General features: G+C 59.7%; 18 protein-coding genes. 12 read left to right on the top strand and 6 right to left on the bottom strand.

From position 1 onward, the window contains the following. Both LNV09_RS24270 and LNV09_RS24265 read left to right on the top strand, forming a co-directional pair. Positions 1-5,332, top strand: a 5,332-nt coding sequence (locus LNV09_RS24270) for a beta strand repeat-containing protein (protein WP_263559645.1), incomplete at its 5' end; no start/stop codon positions are given. Positions 5,333-5,446: 114 nt separating this feature from the next. Continuing rightward, on the top strand, positions 5,447-6,838 hold the full coding sequence (locus LNV09_RS24265) for a caspase family protein (RefSeq protein ID WP_263559644.1): 1,392 nt from the start codon (positions 5,447-5,449) through the stop codon (positions 6,836-6,838). Positions 6,839-6,942: 104 nt separating this feature from the next. Here LNV09_RS24265 and acnB read toward each other — a convergent pair whose 3' ends face one another. From acnB to LNV09_RS24235, 6 genes are all read right to left on the bottom strand, one after another. Continuing rightward, entirely contained in the window at positions 6,943-9,528 is a 2,586-nt protein-coding gene (acnB, locus tag LNV09_RS24260) for a bifunctional aconitate hydratase 2/2-methylisocitrate dehydratase (RefSeq protein ID WP_263559643.1), read from the bottom strand. Between the two features lie 51 nt (positions 9,529-9,579). Beyond that, the gene (locus LNV09_RS24255; RefSeq protein WP_263535113.1) at positions 9,580-10,002 is read right to left on the bottom strand and encodes a type II toxin-antitoxin system VapC family toxin; all 423 of its coding nucleotides are present in this window, start codon (positions 10,000-10,002) and stop codon (positions 9,580-9,582) included. A gap of 18 nt (positions 10,003-10,020) precedes the next feature. After that, on the bottom strand, positions 10,021-10,266 hold the full coding sequence (locus LNV09_RS24250; protein WP_263535112.1) for an AbrB/MazE/SpoVT family DNA-binding domain-containing protein: 246 nt from the start codon (positions 10,264-10,266) through the stop codon (positions 10,021-10,023). A gap of 148 nt (positions 10,267-10,414) precedes the next feature. Beyond that, on the bottom strand, positions 10,415-10,981 hold the full coding sequence (locus LNV09_RS24245; RefSeq protein WP_263559642.1) for a hypothetical protein: 567 nt from the start codon (positions 10,979-10,981) through the stop codon (positions 10,415-10,417). A gap of 115 nt (positions 10,982-11,096) precedes the next feature. Continuing rightward, complete coding sequence (locus LNV09_RS24240; protein WP_263559641.1) at positions 11,097-12,095, bottom strand: HpcH/HpaI aldolase/citrate lyase family protein; 999 nt, start codon at positions 12,093-12,095, stop codon at positions 11,097-11,099. Positions 12,096-12,232: 137 nt separating this feature from the next. Continuing rightward, positions 12,233-13,219, bottom strand: a complete 987-nt coding sequence (locus LNV09_RS24235; RefSeq protein WP_263559640.1) for a malate dehydrogenase — start codon at positions 13,217-13,219, stop codon at positions 12,233-12,235. 253 nt (positions 13,220-13,472) lie between these two features. Here LNV09_RS24235 and LNV09_RS24230 point away from each other — a divergent pair, with 253 nt between their 5' ends. The 10 genes from LNV09_RS24230 to LNV09_RS24185 all read left to right on the top strand — a co-directional run bounded on the left by LNV09_RS24230 (position 13,473) and on the right by LNV09_RS24185 (position 22,604). Further along, a complete protein-coding gene (locus LNV09_RS24230; RefSeq protein ID WP_263559639.1) occupies positions 13,473-14,252 on the top strand; it encodes a GntR family transcriptional regulator in 780 nt (259 codons plus the stop codon). A 97-nt stretch (positions 14,253-14,349) separates the two neighbouring features. Continuing rightward, positions 14,350-14,790 (top strand): succinate dehydrogenase, cytochrome b556 subunit, encoded by a 441-nt coding sequence (sdhC, locus tag LNV09_RS24225; protein WP_263559638.1) that lies wholly within the window; start codon positions 14,350-14,352, stop codon positions 14,788-14,790. Positions 14,791-14,811: 21 nt separating this feature from the next. Beyond that, on the top strand, positions 14,812-15,171 hold the full coding sequence (sdhD, locus tag LNV09_RS24220; RefSeq protein WP_263559637.1) for a succinate dehydrogenase, hydrophobic membrane anchor protein: 360 nt from the start codon (positions 14,812-14,814) through the stop codon (positions 15,169-15,171). Continuing rightward, positions 15,171-16,970, top strand: a complete 1,800-nt coding sequence (gene sdhA / locus LNV09_RS24215) for a succinate dehydrogenase flavoprotein subunit (RefSeq protein ID WP_263559636.1) — start codon at positions 15,171-15,173, stop codon at positions 16,968-16,970. The genes sdhD and sdhA overlap by 1 nt, the downstream gene beginning before the upstream one ends. Positions 16,971-16,989: 19 nt before the next feature. Next, on the top strand, positions 16,990-17,694 hold the full coding sequence (locus LNV09_RS24210) for a succinate dehydrogenase iron-sulfur subunit (RefSeq protein WP_263535104.1): 705 nt from the start codon (positions 16,990-16,992) through the stop codon (positions 17,692-17,694). Positions 17,695-17,724: 30 nt separating this feature from the next. Beyond that, the gene (locus LNV09_RS24205) at positions 17,725-18,036 is read left to right on the top strand and encodes an FAD assembly factor SdhE (protein ID WP_263559635.1); all 312 of its coding nucleotides are present in this window, start codon (positions 17,725-17,727) and stop codon (positions 18,034-18,036) included. A gap of 41 nt (positions 18,037-18,077) precedes the next feature. After that, complete coding sequence (gene gltA, locus LNV09_RS24200) at positions 18,078-19,388, top strand: citrate synthase (protein ID WP_263559634.1); 1,311 nt, start codon at positions 18,078-18,080, stop codon at positions 19,386-19,388. Between the two features lie 243 nt (positions 19,389-19,631). Continuing rightward, complete coding sequence (locus tag LNV09_RS24195; protein ID WP_263559633.1) at positions 19,632-20,666, top strand: LacI family DNA-binding transcriptional regulator; 1,035 nt, start codon at positions 19,632-19,634, stop codon at positions 20,664-20,666. A gap of 8 nt (positions 20,667-20,674) precedes the next feature. Next, a complete protein-coding gene (locus LNV09_RS24190) occupies positions 20,675-21,607 on the top strand; it encodes a ribokinase (RefSeq protein WP_263559632.1) in 933 nt (310 codons plus the stop codon). 19 nt (positions 21,608-21,626) lie between these two features. Beyond that, on the top strand, positions 21,627-22,604 hold the full coding sequence (locus LNV09_RS24185) for a nucleoside hydrolase (RefSeq protein ID WP_263559631.1): 978 nt from the start codon (positions 21,627-21,629) through the stop codon (positions 22,602-22,604). Positions 22,605-22,613 lie beyond the last annotated feature (9 nt).

Raw genomic sequence — 22,613 nt, 5'->3', positions numbered from 1 at the left:
CGGCACCAGCACCATCACGGCCACCGGCAGCAATGTCACGCTGACCGACAGCGCCAATAACTTCGGCGGCGCGGCAACAATCACTGGCGCGGCTATCAGTCTGCGCGATATCGGTGCCTTGAGCGCTGCCTTGACCGCGACCGGCAACAGCACGCTGCAAGCCGCTGGCAATCTGGTGGTCAGTGGCAGCAGCGTTGACTTGACGACGAGCGCAGCGTCCGGGACCACCAGTTTCGGGGCCACCACTGTCAGCGGCAATTTGAACGTCACCAGTGTCGGCGCAGTCACTCAGGCCGCCGCCACCGCGCTGACGGTGAGCGGCTCAAGCAGCATCACTGCAAGCGGCGTCGATGTGACGCTGGCCGAGAGCGGCAATAACTTTGGCGGTGTCGCCACGGTAACGGCCAAAGACATCAGCCTGCGTGACGGCGGCGCCTTGAGTGCGGCGCTGATTTCCTCCGGTAACAGCACCCTGCAAGCCGCAGGAACTCTGCTCGTCAGCGGCACCGGCGCGACTTTGACGACCAGCACGACGGGCGCCGGCGCGACCACGTTTGGCACCACCACACTGAGCGGCAATCTGAGCGTCACCAGTGCCGGGGCCGTGGCTCAGGTCGCCTCTACCGCGTTGACGGTGGCCGGCTCCAGCAGCATCAATGCCGGCATAAACGCCATTGCGCTTACACAGGCGAGCAACGATTTCCAAGGCGAGGTGTCGCTGATCGGCTCCACGACTCAACTCACCGATGCCAATGCGCTGACATTGGGCAGCTTGAACACGGGCGCGTTGAGCGCCAATGCCACGGGGGTCTTGAACTTGGGCAGCGGCACAGTGAGTTCCTTGACGGCATTGAGCAATGGGGGCGCGATCACACAAACTGGTGGCTTGAACGTCAGCGGCGTCAGCAACTTCAATGCCGGTGCGGGGACCGTCACCTTGGTGCAGACGAGCAATGATTTCCAGGGGGCGGTCTCGCTGACCGGCTCCACTGCCCAAATCAGGGACACCAATGCGCTTATCTTGGGCAACTTGAGTACTGGTGCGTTGACAGCCGTCAGCACCGGGGACTTGAACTTGGGCAGCGGGACAGTGAGTTCCTTGACGGCCCTCAGCAATGGCGGGGCCATTTCACAGTCTGGCGGCCTGACCGTCAGCGGCAGCAGCAGCGTCAACGCTGGCGCGAGAAGCATCACGCTGACGCAGGCGAACAATGACTTTCAAGGTCTGGTCACACTGGAAGGCGGCCTTGTGCAGATCACTGATGCGAACGCCTTGACGGTGGTTCTGAACAGCAGTGGCAGCAGTACCGCAACAAGCGGCGGCGAATTGCAAGTCAGTGGCACGGCGGCTGGCTTTTCGGGTGCAACAACAGCTGGCGCGATTCGTTTCGGCGCAACCACAGTCATCGGTGACCTGAATCTGCACAGCGCAGCAGCCGTCAGTCAAGTCTCCGGGACTGCGCTTCGAGTCAGCGGCAGTGGTGTCATAACTGCCGGAGCCAATGATGTGACGCTGGTGGAGGCCAATAACGACTTCGGCGGCTTGCTGACCGTCAGTGGCGCAAACATCGGCTTGCGCGATAGTAACGCCTTAAATGTGCGCATAAGCGCGACGGGAACCGGCACGGTGACTGCAGGCAGCGGCGACCTGATGCTGGCAGGCAGCACGACAGGAAACTTGAGCACCAGCAGCGCCAAGGGCATCAGTTTTGGCGCTACCACGGTCGGCGCCGGACTGACGGCTGCGGCAGGCGCAGATTTGACGCAGTCAGCAGCCTTGAGTGTGCATGGGGTCAGCGTTCTCAGCTCGGCTGAGGGTTCAATCACGCTTGATAAAACGGGCAACGACTTCCAGTCTGCAGTCACGGCCACTGCAGACGCTGCGGGTAAGACTGTCGCGTTGGTCAGCGCCAACGCCTTGGACCTGAGCTTGAGTGCGGGTGGATCGGCTGTCGCCACTGCGGTGGCGGGCCCCTTGACCGTGAAGGCGAACACTGCAGCAGGCTTGCAGCTCAACAGCGGCGCGGCCATCAGCATTGGTGATACGACCGTTGGTCGTGGCTTGACCGCCACAGCGCAGGGTTCTATCACTCAGACCGCCAATATCACCACGGGAGCGGCCTCCGAGCTTGTGTCTAAATCGGGCTCCATCACATTGACGCAGAGCGGCAATGATTTTGTCGGCATCCTGAGTGCGACGGCGGCACAAGATGTCAGCTTGTTAGATGCCAATAGCTTGACGCTCGCACTGAGTACGGGCCGGGCCGGCAATGCAACTTCTAGCGCTGGCGACTTGAGTATTTCCGGTAGCACCGGGGCTGGCTTGACGACCCAAAGTGGCGGGTCAAGCCAGTTTGGCCCAATGACTGTCGGCGCGGCACTCAGCAGTCAGGCCGGCGGCAATGTTACCCAGTCGGGGCCGCTGGTAGTGGCGACATCCGCGAACATGGCTTCGTCCAGTGGGTCCGTCATCTTGCCCAACGCCACAAATGATTTTGTCGGTGTACTTGCCATCACCGCAGCCCATGATGTGGCGGTGAGGGACGTCAATTCGTTGCGACTCAATTTGACTGCTGGCGGCGCCGGTACCGCAAGGGCCGGATCGGACTTGACGATCTCAGGCACGGCCGGGACTTCCTTGAATACACAAAGCGGCGCAGGGACAAGCTTTGGTGCGACCCAGGTTGGCGGCTACCTGAGCAGCAACAGCAATGGAGCGGTAACCCAAAGCGCAGCCATCGCTGCGGCGGGTTTGGAGTTGCAGGGCCCTGGCAGTGTCACCCTGGAGAATATCGGCAATCAGTTGCCCAAAATAGCCGCAACCAGTGCTAGCCCGACCGATGGAGCGATCAGCCTGCTAACTGTCGGCGACTTGACTGTTGATGGCGTTGCCACCAGCGTGGGCATCGTGCGAACCGGTAGGGTCAGCTTAAATGCGCTGAGCGGCGACATATTGTTGAAAGAAAATGTCAATGTCAGCGACTCCAATTTGAGTCTGCGCTCGTCAGGGTTGGTCAGCCAGGCCGCCGGCAAGTCCATCCAGGCAAGTGGATTGGAGTTGCTGGGCGCGGCTGCATTTGTGCTTCAAGAGCCGACCAACCATGTGGAAAAAATAGCCCTCGGAGGCGGATTTGCTGGGCCTAGCTCAGGCCCAGGTGCGAGTGCGTATTCAAAGCTCGATGCGGGAACTGGGATCGACGGCGTGGTGACTTTTGTCAACGCCACCGCTCTGCAAGTGGACAAAGTCAATGCCAGCGTGGGCATCGCCCGCAGCGGCAATGTTGACTTGTCGAATCTGAGCGGTGCTTTGAGCCTGAACGAAGCGATCAACACCGGCGCGGCGAATTTGACGCTGCAGTCAAACGGCGCGGTGACGCAAGCTGCTGGCAAGCCCATCACTGCGGCAGGCTTGGAGTTGAAGGGCTCGGGCAGTTTTATCTTGACCGAGGTCAGCAATAACGTGGCCAAGCTGGCCATGGCCAGCGGCGGGGCTGGCGATGGCGCCGTCCAGTACCTGGATGCCGATGCGCTGGCGGTCGACACGGTCAACAGCGTCGGAGTCAGCCGCAGCGGGGATGTCAGCTTGCGCAACCTGTCAGGCGATTTGACGCTCGCGCAGCTGCTCAACTTGCCCGGGAAAACACTGCGGCTGGACTCGGCAGCGGGCGCTGTGACGCAGAGTGCGGGCAAGATCAGCGTCACTGATCTTGGATTGAGGGCGGCGAGCAATATCGCACTGAATCAGAGCAACTCGGTGTCGGGCAATGTCGCAGCGCGAGCTGAAAACGGCGATGTGCTGCTTCAAAACGCCAATGGCTATGTCATCGGCAATGTGAGTTCGGATGGCAGCATGTTTGCAGGTGTGAGCGGTCTTGCGGCGCCGGGCGCAGGCAAGAACATCACCTTGCTGACCGCAGCCGGGACTGTCACTCAAGCGGCGGGCAGCAACTTGACGGCCAGCGGGCTTGAGTTGCAGGGCGCGGCCGCCTACACCCTGACCAATCCTGGCAATAACATCGCAAAATTTGCGGCCACCCAGGGCGCCGCCAGCGACGGGGCCGTCAACTATGTGGACGCCGACGGCTTCGAGTTGTCCAGTGTTGCTGCGGTTGGTGTGACCCGCTCCGGGACGGTAGACCTCAGCAACGAAGCCGGCCGGCTGAGCCTGGCGCCATTGGCTGCGTCAATTGTCAGCGTCAGTGGCGGCTCGATTGCCATCGCCAGCCCGCAGGCCGTGGACGGCAAGATCAGCCTGCCAGTGTTTACCCTGTCCGGCAATATTGCGCTCAGCAAGGGTGCGCTGAGCTTAAAGGCCATGAAGGCTTCGAAAGCCGATGATGACATGTTCGCCAAGTACCGCAGCGACATTGGTATCGCCAAGGAAATCATCTTGGTCGACGCGGTGGGCCGGCCGATCAAGATTTTGGCCGATGTGATCGTGCAAAGTGGTGGCTCCATCAAGGTGGCCAGTGAAGGGCGTATGAACTTGCTGGCCGATCAGGGCGGGTCGGCCAGTTTGTTGGAAGCGGGCAATGATTTTGCCGGTGGACTGTCGGCCAATTTGACCGGCGCGAAGGCAGGATCAAGCGGAACTGCAGAAGAGAGTTTGCCCAGGTCGCTGTTGCGCCTCAGGGGCGGTACGGTCAACATCAGTGGTGAGGGCATTAACGCCGATGCTGCCTTTATTGCCGCCGATCGCTTGGCCACCTTGGACGCTGCAGTCATCACTGCACGCATGAGCTATAGCAACACCCTGGGTACGAGGACTCAAATGCCGGCCTTGTTGTTTGATATGGGGCCGAATGCTTTTGATGGCACGCAATCCTCACCCTTCGGTGCCCATCCTGGCGCCGATATCCAGATCAAAGTAGGTACGGAAGTGATCCAGGGCCAAGGTCAAAGTCAAGCCGGTTTCGCAAGTGTGCGACCCAGCGCGACGCTGGACGCCACTCGCACACAGAACCTGCTTGGCAAGCGAGCTGCGATCTTTTTGGCCGGTCCAGAAACAGGCGTGGCGGGCTACCTCTTTTTCTACGACGGTGCTGGCTCGCAACTCGAGATCCCCATCTACTACAACGGCTATGCGCCAAGTTCGCCGCAGGTTGAGGGGGCACTCTCGTCGATTGCCTCGGTCTCCGAGGCCGCCAGGCGGGACCGATTCGAAGAAGCGGTGCGAACGGAGAACGTTGCCGCCCGCCTGCGAGGCGGAGTGATTTCAGAGGTAGGTCCCGGCAGTCCTGCAACTGCGGGCAGTACGGGCGCGGCTGAACCCAAATCTTGTGCGATGGCCGGTTCAGAAGGAGCAGAAAGCAAGCTGAAATGCAAAATCTGACCGTTCTGGATAGCCCTGTTTTGCGCCGTTTTTGAGCCAGGCAAGGATAATCGTGAGCCGACCTGGTCCTTGAAGGGGCGGCAGTTCTAGCCCCCAATTTTTTGGAGATCTGTGATGCCATCCAAGTTCAGCCCCTCGCGTCGCAAGGCTTTGGCGCAAAGCACGGTTATCGGGGTCGCGCCGCTGATGACTTGGTTGCCGGCGAGCGCCGCAAGCTACCAGTCCGCCGTAATTCCAGGATTCCCCGGCGAAGAAGTTCGATTGGCCTTCTTGCTGGGCAATAACGACTATCCTGCGGACCAAGATCTGCCGCCGGTGCCCAAGAATCTGCGTGACTTGAAAGCGGCGCTAGAGTCCAAGGGCTTCAAGGTGATTGATGCTTTGAACCTTGATCTTGCGCGGTCGCGTCATGCGATTGACGATTTTTCCAAGACAGTGGCGGCAGCGCCTGCTGACGCCACCATCTTTTTCTACTTCACCGGGCATGGTGTTCAAGACGAAGCGCGCAATTTGTTGATTTCGGCCGGTGTGAATCCGGGCAAATTGGGTGAAGTCCAGAGTGGCAGTCTGGAGTTGAATTTGGATGTGGTCGGTCCTCTGTCGCCGCGCACTGCAGGTGCGACCTTTGCAGTGATCGACTCCTGTCGAGTGTCCATCCGCAGCGCACTGCGGGACAAAGACGGTTTGAATCAGGTGGAAGCACCGGTAGGGTGCTTGATTGCGTTCTCCACGGCAGCCGGTAAGCCGGCCATCTCTTCGTCGCTGGCCACCGAAAATACCTTCTACACCGCGTCCTTGGTCAAGGTGCTGAACGCCGCCAGCGATGACACCAGTTTTGTCGATCTGTTCAGGATGGTCAGGCGCGATGTGCGCGACACCATGCTGAACCACCCAGTCAAAGAAATTCGCTTGGTCGCGCAAGACCCGTTCATTGCGGACAACACACGGATTACGGTGCCCCTTCAGCGACGCTTGAACACCAGTGCGGGTAAAGAATTGACCGCACAGCAAATCGACGAAGACGGCTTGTGGGAACAGATTCAAGCCAGCGTTTGGCCGCCAGAAATCGTGAAACTTTGCGCGCGCTATCTGGAGCAGCATCCGCAGGGACGGCGCAGGCAATCGGTTGAAGTTGCACTTGAAGGCGCCCAAGATTCCGCCAAGATTTTGCAGCGCAATGACATCAAGCTCTACCGAAGTTCTTTCCAGGCTTCTGCCGCCATGGATCAGGCCGTCACGCGTGATATTGCGCGCGCGGCCAGAGGCGACAAAGATGCAGCTAAACGAGTCGGCGTCATCTACAAAGACGGCTCAACTGGCCAGGAAATGGGGCGTTATGAAGGTTGGTTGCAATATGCGTCTTGGCTGGGCAACGGTATTGCCAGCTATGACTTGGCGCTGCACTATCGAAAGCAAGATCAACCCGACCTGGCCGCGCGTTATGAGTCTCGCGCGCGTGAGCTTGGCTTTACGCCGCCGCCCTCGCTGAAGTCCGGCTTAAAGTAAAGCGTAGCCAAGAAAACAAGAGGCCCGCCGGTTTTCCGGCGGGCCTCTTTACTTGAGCCAAGCAGAGTTGATCGAAGCAACGATCAACTCTCAAAGTCAGACTATCAACCCTGCACGCCCTTGGCCGTTTCCGAGTATTCCTCGATTTGGTCAAAGTTCAGATACTTGTAAATCTGGCTGCTGTCCTTGTTGATGACGCCCATGTCGGCGTGGTACTCGGCCACGGTGGGGATACGACCCAGCTTGGACGCGATCGCCGACAACTCGGCCGAAGCCAGGTAGACATTGGAGTTCTTGCCCAGGCGGTTCGGGAAGTTGCGGGTGCTGGTGGAGACCACCGTGGCACCTTCACGCACTTGCGCTTGGTTGCCCATGCACAGGCTGCAGCCCGGCATTTCCATGCGCGCGCCGGCCGCGCCAAAGGTGCCGTAATGGCCTTCCTTGGTCAACTCGGACGCATCCATCTTGGTCGGCGGGGCGACCCACAGCTTGACGGGGATATCGCGGCGGCCTTCGAGCAGCTTGGAGGCGGCACGGAAGTGACCAATATTGGTCATGCAAGAACCGATGAAGACCTCGTCGATCTTGGTGCCCGCCACTTCGCTCAAGAACTTGGCATCGTCCGGGTCGTTCGGGCAGCACAGGATAGGTTCCTTGATGTCGGCCAGGTCGATCTCGATCACATGGGCGTATTCGGCGTCCTTGTCGGCTGCCATCAACTGAGGATTGGCCAACCAGGCCTCGACCGCAGCGATGCGGCGCTCCAGCGTGCGCTTGTCCTGATAGCCGTCGGCGATCATGTTCTTCATCAGCACGATATTGCTGGTTAGATATTCCTTGATCGGGGCGGGGTTCAGGTGCACGGTGCAGCCTGCAGCGCTGCGCTCGGCGGAGGCGTCACTCAACTCGAATGCTTGCTCGACCTTCAGATCTGGCAGACCTTCGATCTCGAGGATACGACCTGAGAACTCATTGATCTTGCCGGCCTTGGCGACGGTCAGCAAACCGGCCTTGATCGCATACAAGGGGATGGCGTGCACCAGGTCGCGCAGCGTGATGCCGGGCTGCATCTGGCCCTTGAAGCGCACCAGTACCGATTCGGGCATGTCCAGCGGCATCACGCCGGTAGCGGCGCCGAAGGCGACCAGACCGGAGCCGGCGGGGAAGGAAATGCCGATCGGGAAACGGGTGTGGCTGTCGCCGCCGGTGCCGACGGTGTCGGGCAGCAGTAGACGGTTCAACCAGCTGTGGATCACGCCGTCACCCGGACGCAGGGCCACTCCGCCACGGCTGCTGATGAAGGCAGGCAGTTCGCGGTGGGTCTTGACGTCGACTGGCTTCGGATAGGCCGCGGTGTGGCAGAAGGACTGCATCACCAGATCGGCGCTGAAGCCCAGGCAAGCCAGATCCTTCAACTCGTCACGGGTCATCGGGCCGGTGGTGTCCTGGCTGCCAACCGTCGTCATGCGTGGCTCGCAGTACGTGCCTGGACGCACGCCTTGACCTTCGGGCAGGCCAACGGCGCGGCCGACCATCTTTTGTGCCAGCGTGAAGCCGGCTTTGGTTGCGATCGGGGCAGTCGGCAGACGGAAGGTGGTGGCGGCAGGCAGACCCAGGAAGTCACGTGCCTTGGCGGTCAGTGAGCGGCCGATGATCAAGTTGATGCGGCCGCCGGCACGCACTTCATCGAACAAAACATCGCTCTTGAGCTTGAAGGAAGCGGCCAACTTGCCGTCCTTCTCGATCTTGCCCTCATAGGGGTAGATGTCGATCACATCGCCCATATTGAAGGCCGACACATCGACCTCGATCGGCAGCGCGCCCGAATCTTCTTGCGTATTGAAGAAGATCGGCGCGATCTTGCCGCCCAGCGTGACGCCGCCAAATCGCTTGTTAGGTACAAAAGGAATGTCTTCGCCGGTGGCCCAGATGACGCTGTTGGTGGCCGACTTGCGGCTCGATCCGGTGCCGACCACATCGCCGACATAGGCAACCAGATGGCCCTTGGACTTGAGGTCCTCAATGAACTTCATCGGGCCGCGTTTGCCGTCTTCTTCCGGCGTGATGCCGGGGCGGGCATTTTTCAACATCGCCAGATAGTGCAGCGGGATGTCCGGGCGGCTCCAAGCGTCCGGGGCAGGGGACAGATCGTCGGTATTGGTCTCGCCGGTGACCTTGAAGACGGTCACGGTGATTTTCTTCGCCACTTCAGGGCGGGTGGTGAACCACTCGGCATTGGCCCAACTCTGCATCACGTCCTTGGCCTGCACATTGCCGGCTTTGGCTTTTTCAGCGACGTCATGGAAGAAGTCGAACATCAGCAGCGTCTTCTTCAGCGCGGCTGCGGCCGTGGCGGCTACTTCCGCGTCGTCCAGCAGATCGATCAAAGGTTTGACGTTATAGCCGCCGACCATGGTGCCGAGCAATTCGGTCGCGCGAGTCTTGGAGATCAAGCTAACGGCGAAGTCACCGTGCGCCACGGCCGCCAGGAAGCTGGCCTTGACCTTGGCGGCATCATCGACACCGGGCGGAATGCGGTGCGTCAGCAGATCCATCAAGAACTCGCCCTCGCCAGCAGGCGGGGTCTTGATCAACTCGATCAGTTCGGCGGTCTGCTTGGCGTCGAGGGCCAGCGGCGGGATGCCGAGGGCGGCGCGTTCGGCAACATGTTGGCGGTAGGCTTGCAGCATGGTCGTTCTCTCCAGAGCTTGCTATGAGGTTGGATAAGGGACAGGAAAAAATCAGGGCAGGGTCGGCGTGATGACCTTCAGCCCCTTGAAATAGTCGCGAAAAAAACCTTCGTCGCGGGTGAGCAGGGCGTCGCACTGCAGCATGGCATGTGCGCCCACCAAGAAATCAGGAATCGTGCGCTGAGACGCGGCAGAGCTTGGCCCCGCGAGCGCCCGCTGCTTATACTTGCGTTGCATCTCGCCGGCGCGGATGGCGGCGCGTTGGTCCAGAGCCAAAAAGCGTAGGCCCATTTCCTCCAGCACATCCATCACTTCGGAGCCATGTCCGAGGCCGGCAGTGACTTCGCTCACCACCACGTCACACACCACCACCGGACCGGAGCTCAGTGCCAGTCGAAGGCAAGCTTCGGCTGCGTCGGCGCGGGCATCGTCGCCCAGCAGATCGATCAAAACGGAGGTGTCAACGGCGATCATGGTTGAGCTTTGTGCGCGTCATTCCGAGATCGGATCGCCGGGAGCGCGGCCGCGCAGATCGCGCATCACGTCGTCGGAGCTGGTGCCCTCGGGCAGCTTGAAGCGTCCACGCGCCCGAGAGATGGCGTCATCGACGTTCTTGCGCAGGATGATGCGGGCACCGTCAAGCTCAACCTTGAGTGTCGAGCCCTTGCTCAAGCCCAATGCATCACGCACGGCCTTGGGCAGGGTGATTTGGCCGCGTTCGGCTACGGTAGCTTCCATGCAGAACCTCCTGAGGGGAAAGTATGCATTGATTATACGTACTTAATACAGCGTACTGCCGGGAAACTTTCATCTCTACGTCAGCCACTACTCCCACGTTCGGCGCAACCCGGGCTTGCGCAACGCTGAGCTTGCCCGTCAACCGACTTCAACGCTTGTCTGCGACCCCAGGTGCGAGTGCGCTGGCGCCAGCTGACTTGCCATTGCTCTCGTCTTGCGCGTTCGACAGGGCGGCCGACTGAGCTTCGGAAACCTGTGCCGAATGCATGCAAAAGTCCACCATGCGCTGACCAACCTTGGTGTTCATCAACATGGATTTGGTGGGGATCTGCAGCCACACGACCCCGGCCTTCTTGTCTTCCAAGCGCACCGCGCCGGTGGTCGTGGGTTCGGGCGCCATATTGAAGACCATCTTGCCAAATTGAAGCCGGAATCGGCCTGGATTGTCCGCATCGGGCGTGATGGTGACCTTGTTCTTGAATTCGCAATTGGCGTCACCTGCGTGCACATAGGGCGCAACAGCAATTTGCTCTTCGTTCAGTGGTGTGTTGTCCACCGGCTCAGGCGCAACCACTTTCGCGGCCGGGGCGGCCTTGCTGACCGGGCGGCTCTTGACCTTGCTGTTATCGGCAACGGCCGACCAAGCATTGGCGCTCGCGAGCGCCAAGGTGCAAATAGCAAGGCTGGATTTGAGCAGGGGACTTAGGTTTTGCATGGAAAAAGGCTTCCGAGTACTAGATCAATAGATTGTCGCGCCAGAGCGCAGGTTTTCAGCCTGAAGACGCTGTGTATTTGCCTCATCCTTGATGCAACTGTGTAAGCAAGTGCAGTCAAGGCGCGCCGAAAAATGCCAATTCGACCTCAATCGGCAGGGCCTGTCCGGTTCTGTGGGCGCGCTCCAAGACCTGCCAGAAATAGCGATAGCTGGCACGGTCATGCAAGGTGTCCCGGTGCTGAATGGGCGCCCAGTCCGCATCCATGGCGGCGTGAATGATGTCAATCGCTTCATCGATTTCGGCCACACTGGGCGCGAAGGCGTCGATGATGGGTTGAATCTGGCTGGGGTGAATGCTCCACATGCGGGTGTAGCCGAATTCGCGCGCCGCCCGAGCCGCCGAGGCCTCGATAGCGGCCGCATGTTTGAACTCGGTCACGACGCAGTGCGACGGCGTCTTGGCGAAGGCATGCGCGGCTGCGGCAATCTCAAGCTTGGCGCGCATCACCAAGGGATGGCTGAACTGGCCTTCTGCACTCAGCGCATGGCGCGGTATGGCGCCGCGATGCGCAGAGACGAAATCCATCAAGCCAAAAGACAGTGACTCGATGCGTGGGTGAGCGGCAATCTGCTGCACATCGCGCAGTGCGCCATGGGTCTCGATCAAGACATGAACAGGCAAAGGCTTGGCAATGCCATGGCGCTGCAAGCTGGCGTCGATGAACAGACAAGCCGCTTCCACCTCGGCAGCGCTGCGCGGCTTGGGCAACATCAGATAGGCGAGGCTCTCACCGGCTTTCGCGATCAGGCCATCGACATCGGCCTCGAAGCTTGCGGTGCCCAAGGGATGGACACGTGCACCGACGCGGCCATGGGCGTTGTTGGCACTGTTGAGCATCTCGGCCACCAGGGCTACATGCTCGGCCTCGCCGCCGATCGGCGCACCGTCCTCGCAGTCCAGCGTGATGTCGAACACCGGGCCCATTTGCGCCTGCATTTCCAGGCTTTTTCGCATGCGGACTTCAACGCCGCAGTAATGATCGACCACCGGCAGTGCCGTGGCGACTTCGCCGTCCTCGAACAGCGCCAATTTGGGGTGCAGGGCTTGACTCACGACGTGGCTCACGAATTGGCTAACAAAAGGATAGCGGAATGGCTCATTCAGAAAAAAAGGGTTGGCATGTCTTCATGCCAACCCTGAGCTTACCGATTTTTTCTTGCAGGCCTCAACCTCAGGTTAAGGCCCGGGCATCACAGCAAGTGCTTGACGCCGTCTTGCTCGCCTTGCAATTCGGCCAGGGTCTTGTTGATGCACTCTTGCGAGAAAGCATCGATCTCCAGGCCTTCGACGATTTTGTATTCGCCGCCTTCACAAGTCACGGGGTAGCCAAACATGATTTCCTTGGGGATGCCGTACTCACCATTCGACGGGATGCCCATCGTGACCCACTTGCCATTGGTGCCCAAGGCCCAGTCGCGCATGTGGTCGATGGCAGCATTGGCAGCCGAGGCGGCCGAGGACAGGCCGCGCGCTTCGATGATGGCTGCGCCGCGCTTGCCAACGGTCGGCAAGAAGGTGTCTTTGTTCCAGACTTGGTCGTTGATCATGGCGGCTACCGAAGCGCCGTCAATGGTGGCAAAGCGGTAGTCAGCGTACATGGTCGGCGAGTGGTTGCCCCACACGGCCAGCTTCTCGATGGACGCCACTGGCTTGCCTGTCTTGGCCGCGATTTGCGAAGCAGCGCGGTTGTGGTCCAGGCGCAGCATGGCGGTGAAGTTCTTGGCTGGCAGATCCGGCGCCGACTTCATGGCGATATAGGCATTGGTGTTGGCGGGGTTGCCGACAACCAAGACCTTGACGTTGCGCGAAGCCACAGCATTCAGTGCCTTGCCTTGTGCGGTGAAGATCTGGCCGTTGATGGCCAGCAACTCGGCGCGCTCCATGCCGGCCTTGCGGGGCATTGAGCCGACCAGCAGGGCGTAGTCCGTGTCCTTGAAGGCGGTCATTGGGTCGCTGTGCGCTTCCATGCCCACCAGCAGCGGGAAAGCGCAGTCTTCCAACTCCATCATCACGCCCTTGAGCGCTTTTTGCGGGCCTTCGACCGGCACTTCCAGCAATTGCAGGATGACGGGCTGGTCTTTGCCCAGCATTTCGCCGGAGGCAATGCGGAACAGCAGGGCGTAGCCAATTTGGCCAGCAGCGCCGGTGACGGCAACGCGAACGGGTTTCTTGCTCATGTGTGATGCTCCGAGAGTGTTGAATAAGGGGACAAATTCGGTCTGCCCTTGAGCGGTGCCCAGGGGCGCGCAGCAAGTGTAGGCCAGACTCAGGGCTATCCCCTAGTTTGGCCGCTACGGCTGCGTTTGCTGTGCGTGCGATTATCGTCAAATTTTCAAAGAAAATTTTCGTCTTATGTCTTATATAAGACATCATTCGTCATCTTGATGCGAGCACTGGACGGCGCGTTTCGCTTGTGCTGCAATGTCGCCCATGCCCGCTGCACCCGCAACCACCCTGTTAAATGCTCCCGAAGTCGGTCGCCCCGAAGCAGCAACTTCACCGTCGTTCAGCCCCTTGTATGCTCAGATCAAGGCTTTGATCATTGCCAAGCTGCAGTCGGGTGAATGGAAGGCCGGCGAGTTGATCCCCAGCGAGCTTGATCTGGCCAAGCGCTTTGGCGTCAGCCAAGGCACGGTTCGCAAGGCGGTGGACGAGATGGCCGCCGAAAACATGCTGGTGCGTCGTCAGGGCCGTGGCACTTTTGTCGCAACCCATGCCGAGCAGAAAGTGCAGTATCGTTTTCTGCGCCTGATGCCCGATCAAGGCTCGGAGGCGCTTGAGCGGCAACTGCTGGACTGCCGCCGGCAGCGTGCGCCGGCCGCGATAGCCCGGGCATTGCAGATGCGCACCGGCGACCCGATGGTGGAAGTACGCCGGCTCTTGAGCAGCAAGGGAGCCCCGGTGGTGCTGGATGACATCTGGCTGCCAGGTGATTTGTTCAAGGGGCTCTCAGCCGAACGATTGAATTTGCATCGTGGGCCGTTTTACGGTTTGTTCGAAACAGAGTTCGGCGTGCATATGATTCGCGCGGAAGAAAAAATCCGGGCGGTCGCTGCCGATGCCGAGTCGGCTGCCTTGCTGCAAGTGCCGGTCGGTGCGCCATTGCTCAGCGTTGAGCGACTGTCCTTTACCTATGGCGATAAGGCTGTAGAGTTGCGCCGCGGCTTGTATAGCACCGCCTCACACTTCTATCGCAATGAGCTTAACTAGACCTTGCGCGTTGCGTGGCGGGTACGTCCTGCCAAGGCTTCGTGCTGCATTGCAATAAACTGCGCGAGTTTCATTTGATTACAACAAAAGGCTGGGTATGACAGACACCACCAACGGATCAAGGCCCAAGCGGCCGGTATTCACCAATATTCATGTGACGCAGATCGTCTCGTATCGCCTGCCGCCGGCGGGCATCGTGTCGATCCTGCACCGGGTCAGCGGCTTGTTGATGTTTTTGCTTTTGCCCTTCGTGATCTGGATGTTTGACAACAGTCTGACTTCAGAAATCTCCTATGACAGCTTCACCAACGCCTTCGTGGCCGGCATCGGCTTTGTGCCGGCCTGGTTCATCAAGCTGGTGGTCTTGGGCCTGCTGTGGGGCTATTTGCACCACTTCATCGCCGGTGTCCGCCACCTTTGGATGGACGCGACCCACAGCGTCAGCAAAGAGCAGGGCCACAACTCGGCGGTTTTCACATTGGTCAGCAGTGTGCTGTTGACGGTTTTGTTGGGCGCCAAGCTGTTCGGCTTGTATTGAATTGATTCGGAGAACACAAGAATGAGTACTTTTGGCTCCAAACGCATCGTCGTCGGTGCGCATTACGGATTGCGTGATTGGTTGGCCCAACGCATAACGGCGGTTTTGATGGCGCTGTTCACCATTGTCGTGCTGGTGCAGTTTTTGATGCCGGGAGAGCTCGGCTATGACCATTGGGCGGCAATCTTTTCGCAGCAGTGGATGAAGACGCTGACCTTCGTGACGATTCTGTCCTTGGCGTTTCACGCCTGGGTCGGCGTGCGTGATATCTGGATGGACTATGTGAAGCCGGTCGGCGTGCGCCTGTTCTTGCAGGTGTGTTCCTTGGTTTGGTTGGTGGGATGCGCCGGTTGGGCGATCCAAGTGATTTGGAGACTGTGATGACGGTGGCAAATAAGTCGATTCCTAAACGCAAGTTCGATGTGGTCATCGTCGGAGCCGGTGGCTCGGGCATGCGTGCGTCCTTGCAACTGTCACTGGCAGGTCTGAATGTAGCGGTGCTGTCCAAGGTCTTCCCGACCCGCTCGCACACGGTCGCCGCACAGGGCGGCGTCAGCGCCTCCTTGGGCAATATGTCAGAGGATAACTGGCACTATCACTTCTTCGACACCGTCAAGGGTTCGGACTGGCTGGGTGACCAAGACGCGATCGAATTCATGTGCCGCGAAGCACCCAAGGTCGTCTACGAGCTTGAGCATTTCGGCATGCCCTTTGACCGCAATGCGGACGGCACGATTTACCAGCGTCCGTTCGGCGGCCACACCGCCAACTACGGTGAAAAGCCGGTGCAGCGCGCCTGCGCCGCCGCCGACCGTACTGGCCACGCGATGCTGCATACGCTGTATCAGCAAAACGTCAAGGCCAAGACCCAGTTCTTCGTCGAGTGGATGGCGCTGGACCTGATCAAGGACGAGGCCGGCGACGTGGTCGGCGTGACCGCGCTGGAGATGGAAACTGGTGAGATGCACATCATGGAAGCCAAGACCGTGCTGCTGGCCACCGGCGGAGCAGGGCGCATCTTCGCGGCCTCGACCAATGCCTTCATCAACACCGGTGACGGTCTGGGCATGGCGGCGCGCGCCGGCATTCCACTGGAAGACATGGAGTTCTGGCAATTCCACCCGACCGGCGTGGCCGGCGCGGGCGTGCTGCTGACCGAAGGCTGCCGTGGCGAAGGCGCGATTTTGCGCAATTGCAATGGTGAGCGTTTCATGGAGCGCTATGCGCCGACGCTGAAGGACTTGGCGCCACGTGACTTTGTCTCGCGCTGCATGGACCAGGAAATCAAGGAAGGTCGCGGCTGCGGTCCGAACAAGGATTACATCGAGCTCGATATGACCCATTTGGGCGGCGACACCATCATGAAGCGCCTGCCTTCGGTGTTCGAGATCGGCCATAACTTTGCCAACGTCGACATCACCAAGGAATCGATTCCGGTCGTGCCGACCATCCATTACCAGATGGGCGGCATCCCGACCAATATCTATGGTCAGGTCGTGGTACCCAAGGATGGCAACCCGAACGCAGTCGTGAACGGCCTGTACGCGGTGGGCGAATGCGCCTGCGTCAGCGTACATGGCGCCAATCGTCTGGGCACCAACTCCCTGCTCGACCTGCTGGTGTTTGGCCGTGCGGCCGGCAACCATATCGTCGAGTCGGGCCTAAAGGGCAAGACGCACAAGCCGCTGCCTGCGGACGCAGGTGCCGACTCGGCCGCTCGTGTGGCTAGATTGGACGACAGCACTTCCGGCGAATATGCGCAGGACGTTGCCAATGACCTGCGCAACGCGATGCAGCTGTATGCCGGTGTGTTCCGCACTCAAGCGACGCTGGACGAAGGCGTGGGCAAGATCATCGAGATCGCCGAGCGTGCCAAGTCCATCACGCTGAAGGATAAGTCCAAGGTCTTCAACACCGCGCGCATCGAAGCGCTGGAAGTCGAGAACCTGATGGAAGTGGCCAAGGCCACCATGATCTCGGCAGCTGCACGCCGCGAAAGCCGTGGCGCGCACACTGTTGACGACTATGCGGATACACCTGAGCATCCAAACGGCCGCAATGACGCCGAGTGGATGAAGCACACGCTGTGGTACTCGGAAGGCAATCGCCTGGATTACAAGCCAGTGAACCTGAAGCCGCTGACGGTGGAATCGATTCCGCCCAAGGTTCGCACCTTCTAAGAACAGCCAAGGACAAAAAATGACCAAGCGTACCTTTCAGATTTACCGCTACGACCCGGACAAGGATGCCAAGCCTTATATGCAGACCTTGGAGGTCGAACTTGACGGCACCGAGCGCATGTTGCTGGATGCCCTGGGCAAGTTGAAGGCGTTGGACCCGACTCTGAGCTTCCGCCGCAGCTGCCGCGAAGGCGTGTGCGGTTCGGACGCGATGAATATCAACGGCAAGAACGGCTTGGCCTGTCTGACCAATATGCGCACGCTGCCTGGCGTGATTGTCTTGAAGCCGCTGCCGGGCCTGCCGGTGGTGCGCGACCTGATCGTCGACATGACGCAGTTCTTCAAGCAGTACAACTCGATCAAGCCGTATCTGATCAACGACACGCCGCTGCCCGACAAGGAGCGGCTGCAGTACCCCGAAGAGCGCGATGAGCTCAACGGCCTGTACGAGTGCATCTTGTGCGCCAGTTGCTCGACTTCCTGCCCGAGCTTCTGGTGGAACCCCGACAAGTTTGTCGGCCCGGCTGGCCTGCTGCAGGCCTATCGTTTCATTGCCGATAGCCGCGATGAAGCGACCGCCGAGCGGTTGGACAACCTCGAAGACCCGTACCGTTTGTTCCGCTGCCACACCATCATGAATTGCGTCGATGTCTGCCCCAAGGGTTTGAACCCGACCAAGGCCATCGGCAAGATCAAGGAAATGATGGTTCGGCGCGCGGTCTGATCTCGCTGTGCCCAAAGGTCAAAGTCTGCAATGAGTGTTGCTGTTGAAATGATGAGCCAGCCCGAGAACGAGTTGATTGACGAGCGGGCGCTCTCCAAACTGCGTTGGCGCTGCCGGCGCGGTCTGCTGGAGAACGACTTGTTTATCGAGCGTTTTTTCAATCGATACGCTGACAGCTTGACCCAGGGCCAGCAGACCGGCCTGCTGTTGTTGATGGATCTGGCCGATAACGATTTGCTGGACCTGTTGCTGCGCCGCAAGGAAGCCAAGGAAGTCGAGGGCGATTTAGATAGGCCCGAAGTTCAAGAGGTTCTGGGCATGCTTAGAACCACCACTGCTTAAAAGAGTTTTTAAGTGTTTTCAGAAGTCAAAAGGACAAGCTCATGACCCCGTCAGACGTCAAAGCCACCCTGTCGTTCTCCGACGGCAGCCCCCCAATGGATCTGCCGATCTACAAAGGCTCGGTCGGCCCGGATGTGATCGATATCCGCAAGCTCTATGCGCAAACGGGTAAGTTCACCTACGACCCCGGCTTCTTGTCGACCGCATCTTGCAATTCCACCATCACCTACATCGACGGTGACAAGGGCGAACTGCTGTACCGCGGCTATCCGATCGAGCAGTTGGCCACCAACTGCGATTTCCTGGAAACCTGCCACTTGCTGCTGTACGGTGAGCTGCCAAACGCGGCTCAAAAAGCCGACTTTGATCACCGTGTGACGCATCACACCATGGTCAATGAGCAGATGCAGTTCTTCCTGCGTGGCTTCCGCCGTGACGCGCACCCGATGGCGGTGATGACTGGACTGGTCGGGGCGATGTCGGCCTTCTATCACGACAGTACCGACATCAACAATCCGGAGCACCGCGAAATCGCCGCGATCCGCCTGATTGCCAAGATGCCGACCCTGGTCGCGATGGCTTACAAGTACTCGATCGGCCAGCCCTTCATCTATCCGCGCAATGATTTGGGCTACACCGCCAATTTCATGCACATGATGTTCGCGACACCTTGTGAGAAGTACGAGCCGAACGAAGTGCTGGTGCGTGCCATGGAGCGCATCTTCATCTTGCACGCTGACCATGAGCAAAACGCGTCGACCTCGACCGTGCGCCTGTGCGGCTCCAGCGGCACCAACCCGTTTGCGGCCATCGCCGCCGGCGTGGCCTGCTTGTGGGGCCCGGCTCACGGCGGAGCCAACGAAGCGGCACTGACCATGCTGGAAGAAATCCAGCGCAATGGTGGCGTCGAGAAGATCGGTGAATTCATCAAGCAGGTCAAGGACAAGAACTCCGGCGTCAAGCTGATGGGCTTCGGTCACCGGGTCTACAAGAACTATGACCCGCGCGCCAAGCTGATGCGTGAAACCTGCCACGAGGTCTTGACGGCCCTGGGTCTGCATGACGATCCGCTGTTCAAGCTTGCCATGGCCTTGGAGAAAATCGCTCTGGAAGACGACTATTTCGTGTCGCGCAAGCTGTATCCGAACGTCGACTTCTACTCCGGCATCGTGCAGCGCGCTATCGGTATCCCGGTCAGCTTGTTCACGGCGATCTTCGCTCTGGCCCGCACGGTTGGCTGGATCGCGCAGCTGAACGAAATGATCGGCGACCCAGAGTACAAGATTGGTCGCCCGCGCCAGCTTTTCGTCGGCGCTACAGCACGCGACGTGCAAAGCATCGACAAGCGCTGAGCGGCAAACCAGGGCCAGCCTCTGGGCTGGCCAGTACTGGCCATGCAAACCTCGCGTCCTCCAAGGACGCGAGGTTTTTTTTCGACCAACAAGCACTCTGGGCAGCTCAGCGATTGAAAGTCTCGTGCGATTGGCGATTTTCTTCTGTAGTTTGGCCAAAGCCCACTTAGCTTGGGCTATGCTTGCGCAAATTGGCAAACGTTTGCTTTTCATTCAAAACGAACCCATCCCGAGTTTTCAATCTTGAGCACTATCAAAGACGTAGCCGCCTTGGCCGGTGTGTCCTTCACCACGGTGTCCCATGTTTTGAATGACACCCGACCCGTCAGCATCGATGCGCGCCGGCGTGTCTTGGCAGCGGTGGAAGAGATTGGTTATCTCCCCAGCGCCGTGGCCCGCTCCCTGCGCAAGAGCGAGACCAAGATCATCGGCGTCTTGGTGCCCAATGTGCAAAACCCGTTTTTTGCCGAACTGGTCTGCGGCGTCGAGGAATGTTGCCGCTTGGCCGGCTACTCGGTTTTTCTGTGCAACTCGGACAACGATCCCAAGCGCCAGCAGCAATACATGCGCACCTTGCTGGAGAAACGCGTTGACGGCCTGCTGCTGTCCTCGGCCGGTGATGACGAGGCGCTAGCGCGCATCTTCAAACTGGCCAGCGTTCCCTCGCTGACGGTTGACCGACTGGTCGCCGGCGCCCGTGCCGACCGGGTCAGTGTGGACAACCAACAAGGTGCTTACAACGCGGTCAAGCACTTGATCGATCTCGGCCACCGGCGCATTGCATGCATCAGCGGGCCGGCCGAATTCGAGGTCGCTCGCGAACGAATTGAAGGGTGGCGGCACGCCCTGCGTGAAGCAGGTATTGAAGTTGACGAGACCTTGGTCACGACAAGCGATTTCAGCAGCCCCGGCGGCTATGAGGCGGCCCGGCGCATCTTGCGAACCCAAGCAGGTGCGGCAAGTTCACATCCGGTCACGGCCATTTTTGCCAGCAATGACATGATGGCGATTGGCGCACTGAGAGCCGGCGCAGAGATGGGTTTGAAGCTGCCGCAACAGCTCTCTGTCGTTGGCTTTGATGACATCGAACTGAGCCGTTATGTGTTTCCGGCTTTGACCACCGTCGGCTGCGGCGTCAAACGCTTAGGCGCGGAAGCGGGGCGGGTGCTGATCGAGAGAATCGAGAATCGCACTGCGGAATTGAAGAATGTGCTGCTGACACCGCGTCTGGTGGTGCGCGAGAGTACGGCGCCACCGCCGGCAAGTTTTCAGGGATGACAGAACTTATGACAAAAGACGAAGCCGGCCGCGTGGTCGTGGTCGGTAGCATCAATATGGATATGGTGGCGCATGCTTCGCGCCTACCAGCGCCGGGCGAGACCTTGGCCGGCGAAGCCTTTGTGATGGCACCGGGCGGCAAGGGCGGCAATCAAGCCGTGGCGGCGGCGCGCTTGGGCGCGGCGGTGGATTTTGTGGCTCGATTGGGCATGCGCCAATATGGGTCCGATTTGCTGCAAGCCTTGGAATCCGAGGGTGTGGCTTGCGCGGCCGTGGTGCGCGATGCTGCAGCCTTGCCAGGTATCGCCGTGATCATGGTGGGCAGCGACAACGGCGAAAATTCCATCGTCTATGTGCCAGGCAGCAACGCCGACTTGAGCGCTGCCGATGTGTGCGCAGCGGCGGCGACCGTGCAAAGAGCGGCCGTGGTTGTGGCGCAATTGGAAGTGCCGCTTGCCGCGATTGAAACCGCGTTCGAGTTGGCTCGCAGAGCCAATTCAGTCACGGTACTGAACGCCGCGCCTGCACAGGCATTGCCTGCCACTTTGCTGAGCATGACCGATTGGTTGGTGCTGAATGAAACCGAAGCCAATCAGCTTGCCGGACTGAGCATTTCTGAGCCGGGCGATGTGCTTGTGCAAGCCACGCTTGCAGCGCAGCAATTGCTGAAATTCGGCGTCAAGCAAGTCTTGTTAACCTTGGGTGCCGACGGTGCCTTGCTTTGTACCGCCGGAGCGATCGAGCATTTTCCTGCGCAAGCCGTCAAGGCAATTGACACGGTCGGTGCCGGAGATACTTTTGTGGGTGGGCTGGTCACTGGCTTGGCCGAGGGCATGTCGGCAGCCGACGCAGTGCGTTTGGGCCAAGCGGCCGCCTCGATTGCCGTCAGTCGCAGCGGCGTGCAATCGGCCATGCCGCTGCGCAACGAAATTTTCCTTTGAGTTTTTGCAGGGCTCTTCAATGAAAACATCCTCCCCCATGCCGGTGATCTTCGACACCGACCCAGGCATCGATGATGCGATGGCGCTTTATCTGCTGGCGCGCCATCCGGCGCTGGATTTGCGAGCCATTACGACCGTGTTTGGTAACGCCTCGGTCGAGGTGACCAGCCGCAACGGTCAGCTGTTGGCTGCGCTGTTTGAGCAAGCTGTGCCGGTCGCCAAGGGTGCGGCGGGACCCTTGCATGTGGATGCTGAACGTGAATTTTCGGTCCATGTACATGGCGACGATGGTCTGGGCGGCATGGCCGGCATGATCAATGTCGAAGTTAGCCCGCTGGATGCACGGCCCGCTTTCCAGCTGATTTGCGATATGGTCAATGCTGAGCCCGGCGCCATCACCTTGATAGCCGTCGGTCCACTGACCAATCTGGCGCTGGCCTTGCGCCACGATCCCGGCATTGCGGCCAAGGTGCACCGCGTGATTGTGATGGGTGGGGCCTTTGGCACACAAGCGCGCTGCGGCAATGTGACACCGGTGGCCGAGGCCAATATCATCAATGACCCCGAGGCGGCGGACCTGGTTTTCAGTGCCGACTGGCCGGTCGTCATCGTGGGCTTGGACGTTACGCACGAGACGGTCATGAGCGAGGACTATTTGTCCAGCCTGCAAGGGCGAGGGGGTCTGGTAGGGGATTTCCTCTGGCAAGCCACGCGCCACTATCAGGATTTCTACAATTCAGTCGACGGCATCAAGGGCGTCTACGCACATGACGCCAGTGCCATTGTTTATGCGATCGAGCCCGAGGCCTTCACGCTGCGCGGCGGGCCGGTGCGTGTGGTGACCGAGGGCATCGCGCGCGGCCAAACGATCCAGGATTTCCGCAAACCCAGCGGCGCACAGACGCCTTGGAGCGGCTGCCCTGCGCAGCAGGTTTGCATCGGGGTACAGGCCGAGCGCGTGCTGGCACTGTTCGACCAAGCATTCGACACGCCGTAAAACTATAGT

It is taken from the genome of Paucibacter sp. B2R-40, assembly GCF_025717555.1.
Lineage (GTDB): Bacteria > Pseudomonadota > Gammaproteobacteria > Burkholderiales > Burkholderiaceae_C > Paucibacter_A.
Note: the sequence above shows the minus strand (reverse complement) of the source record. Positions and strands in the feature narration are given on the sequence as shown.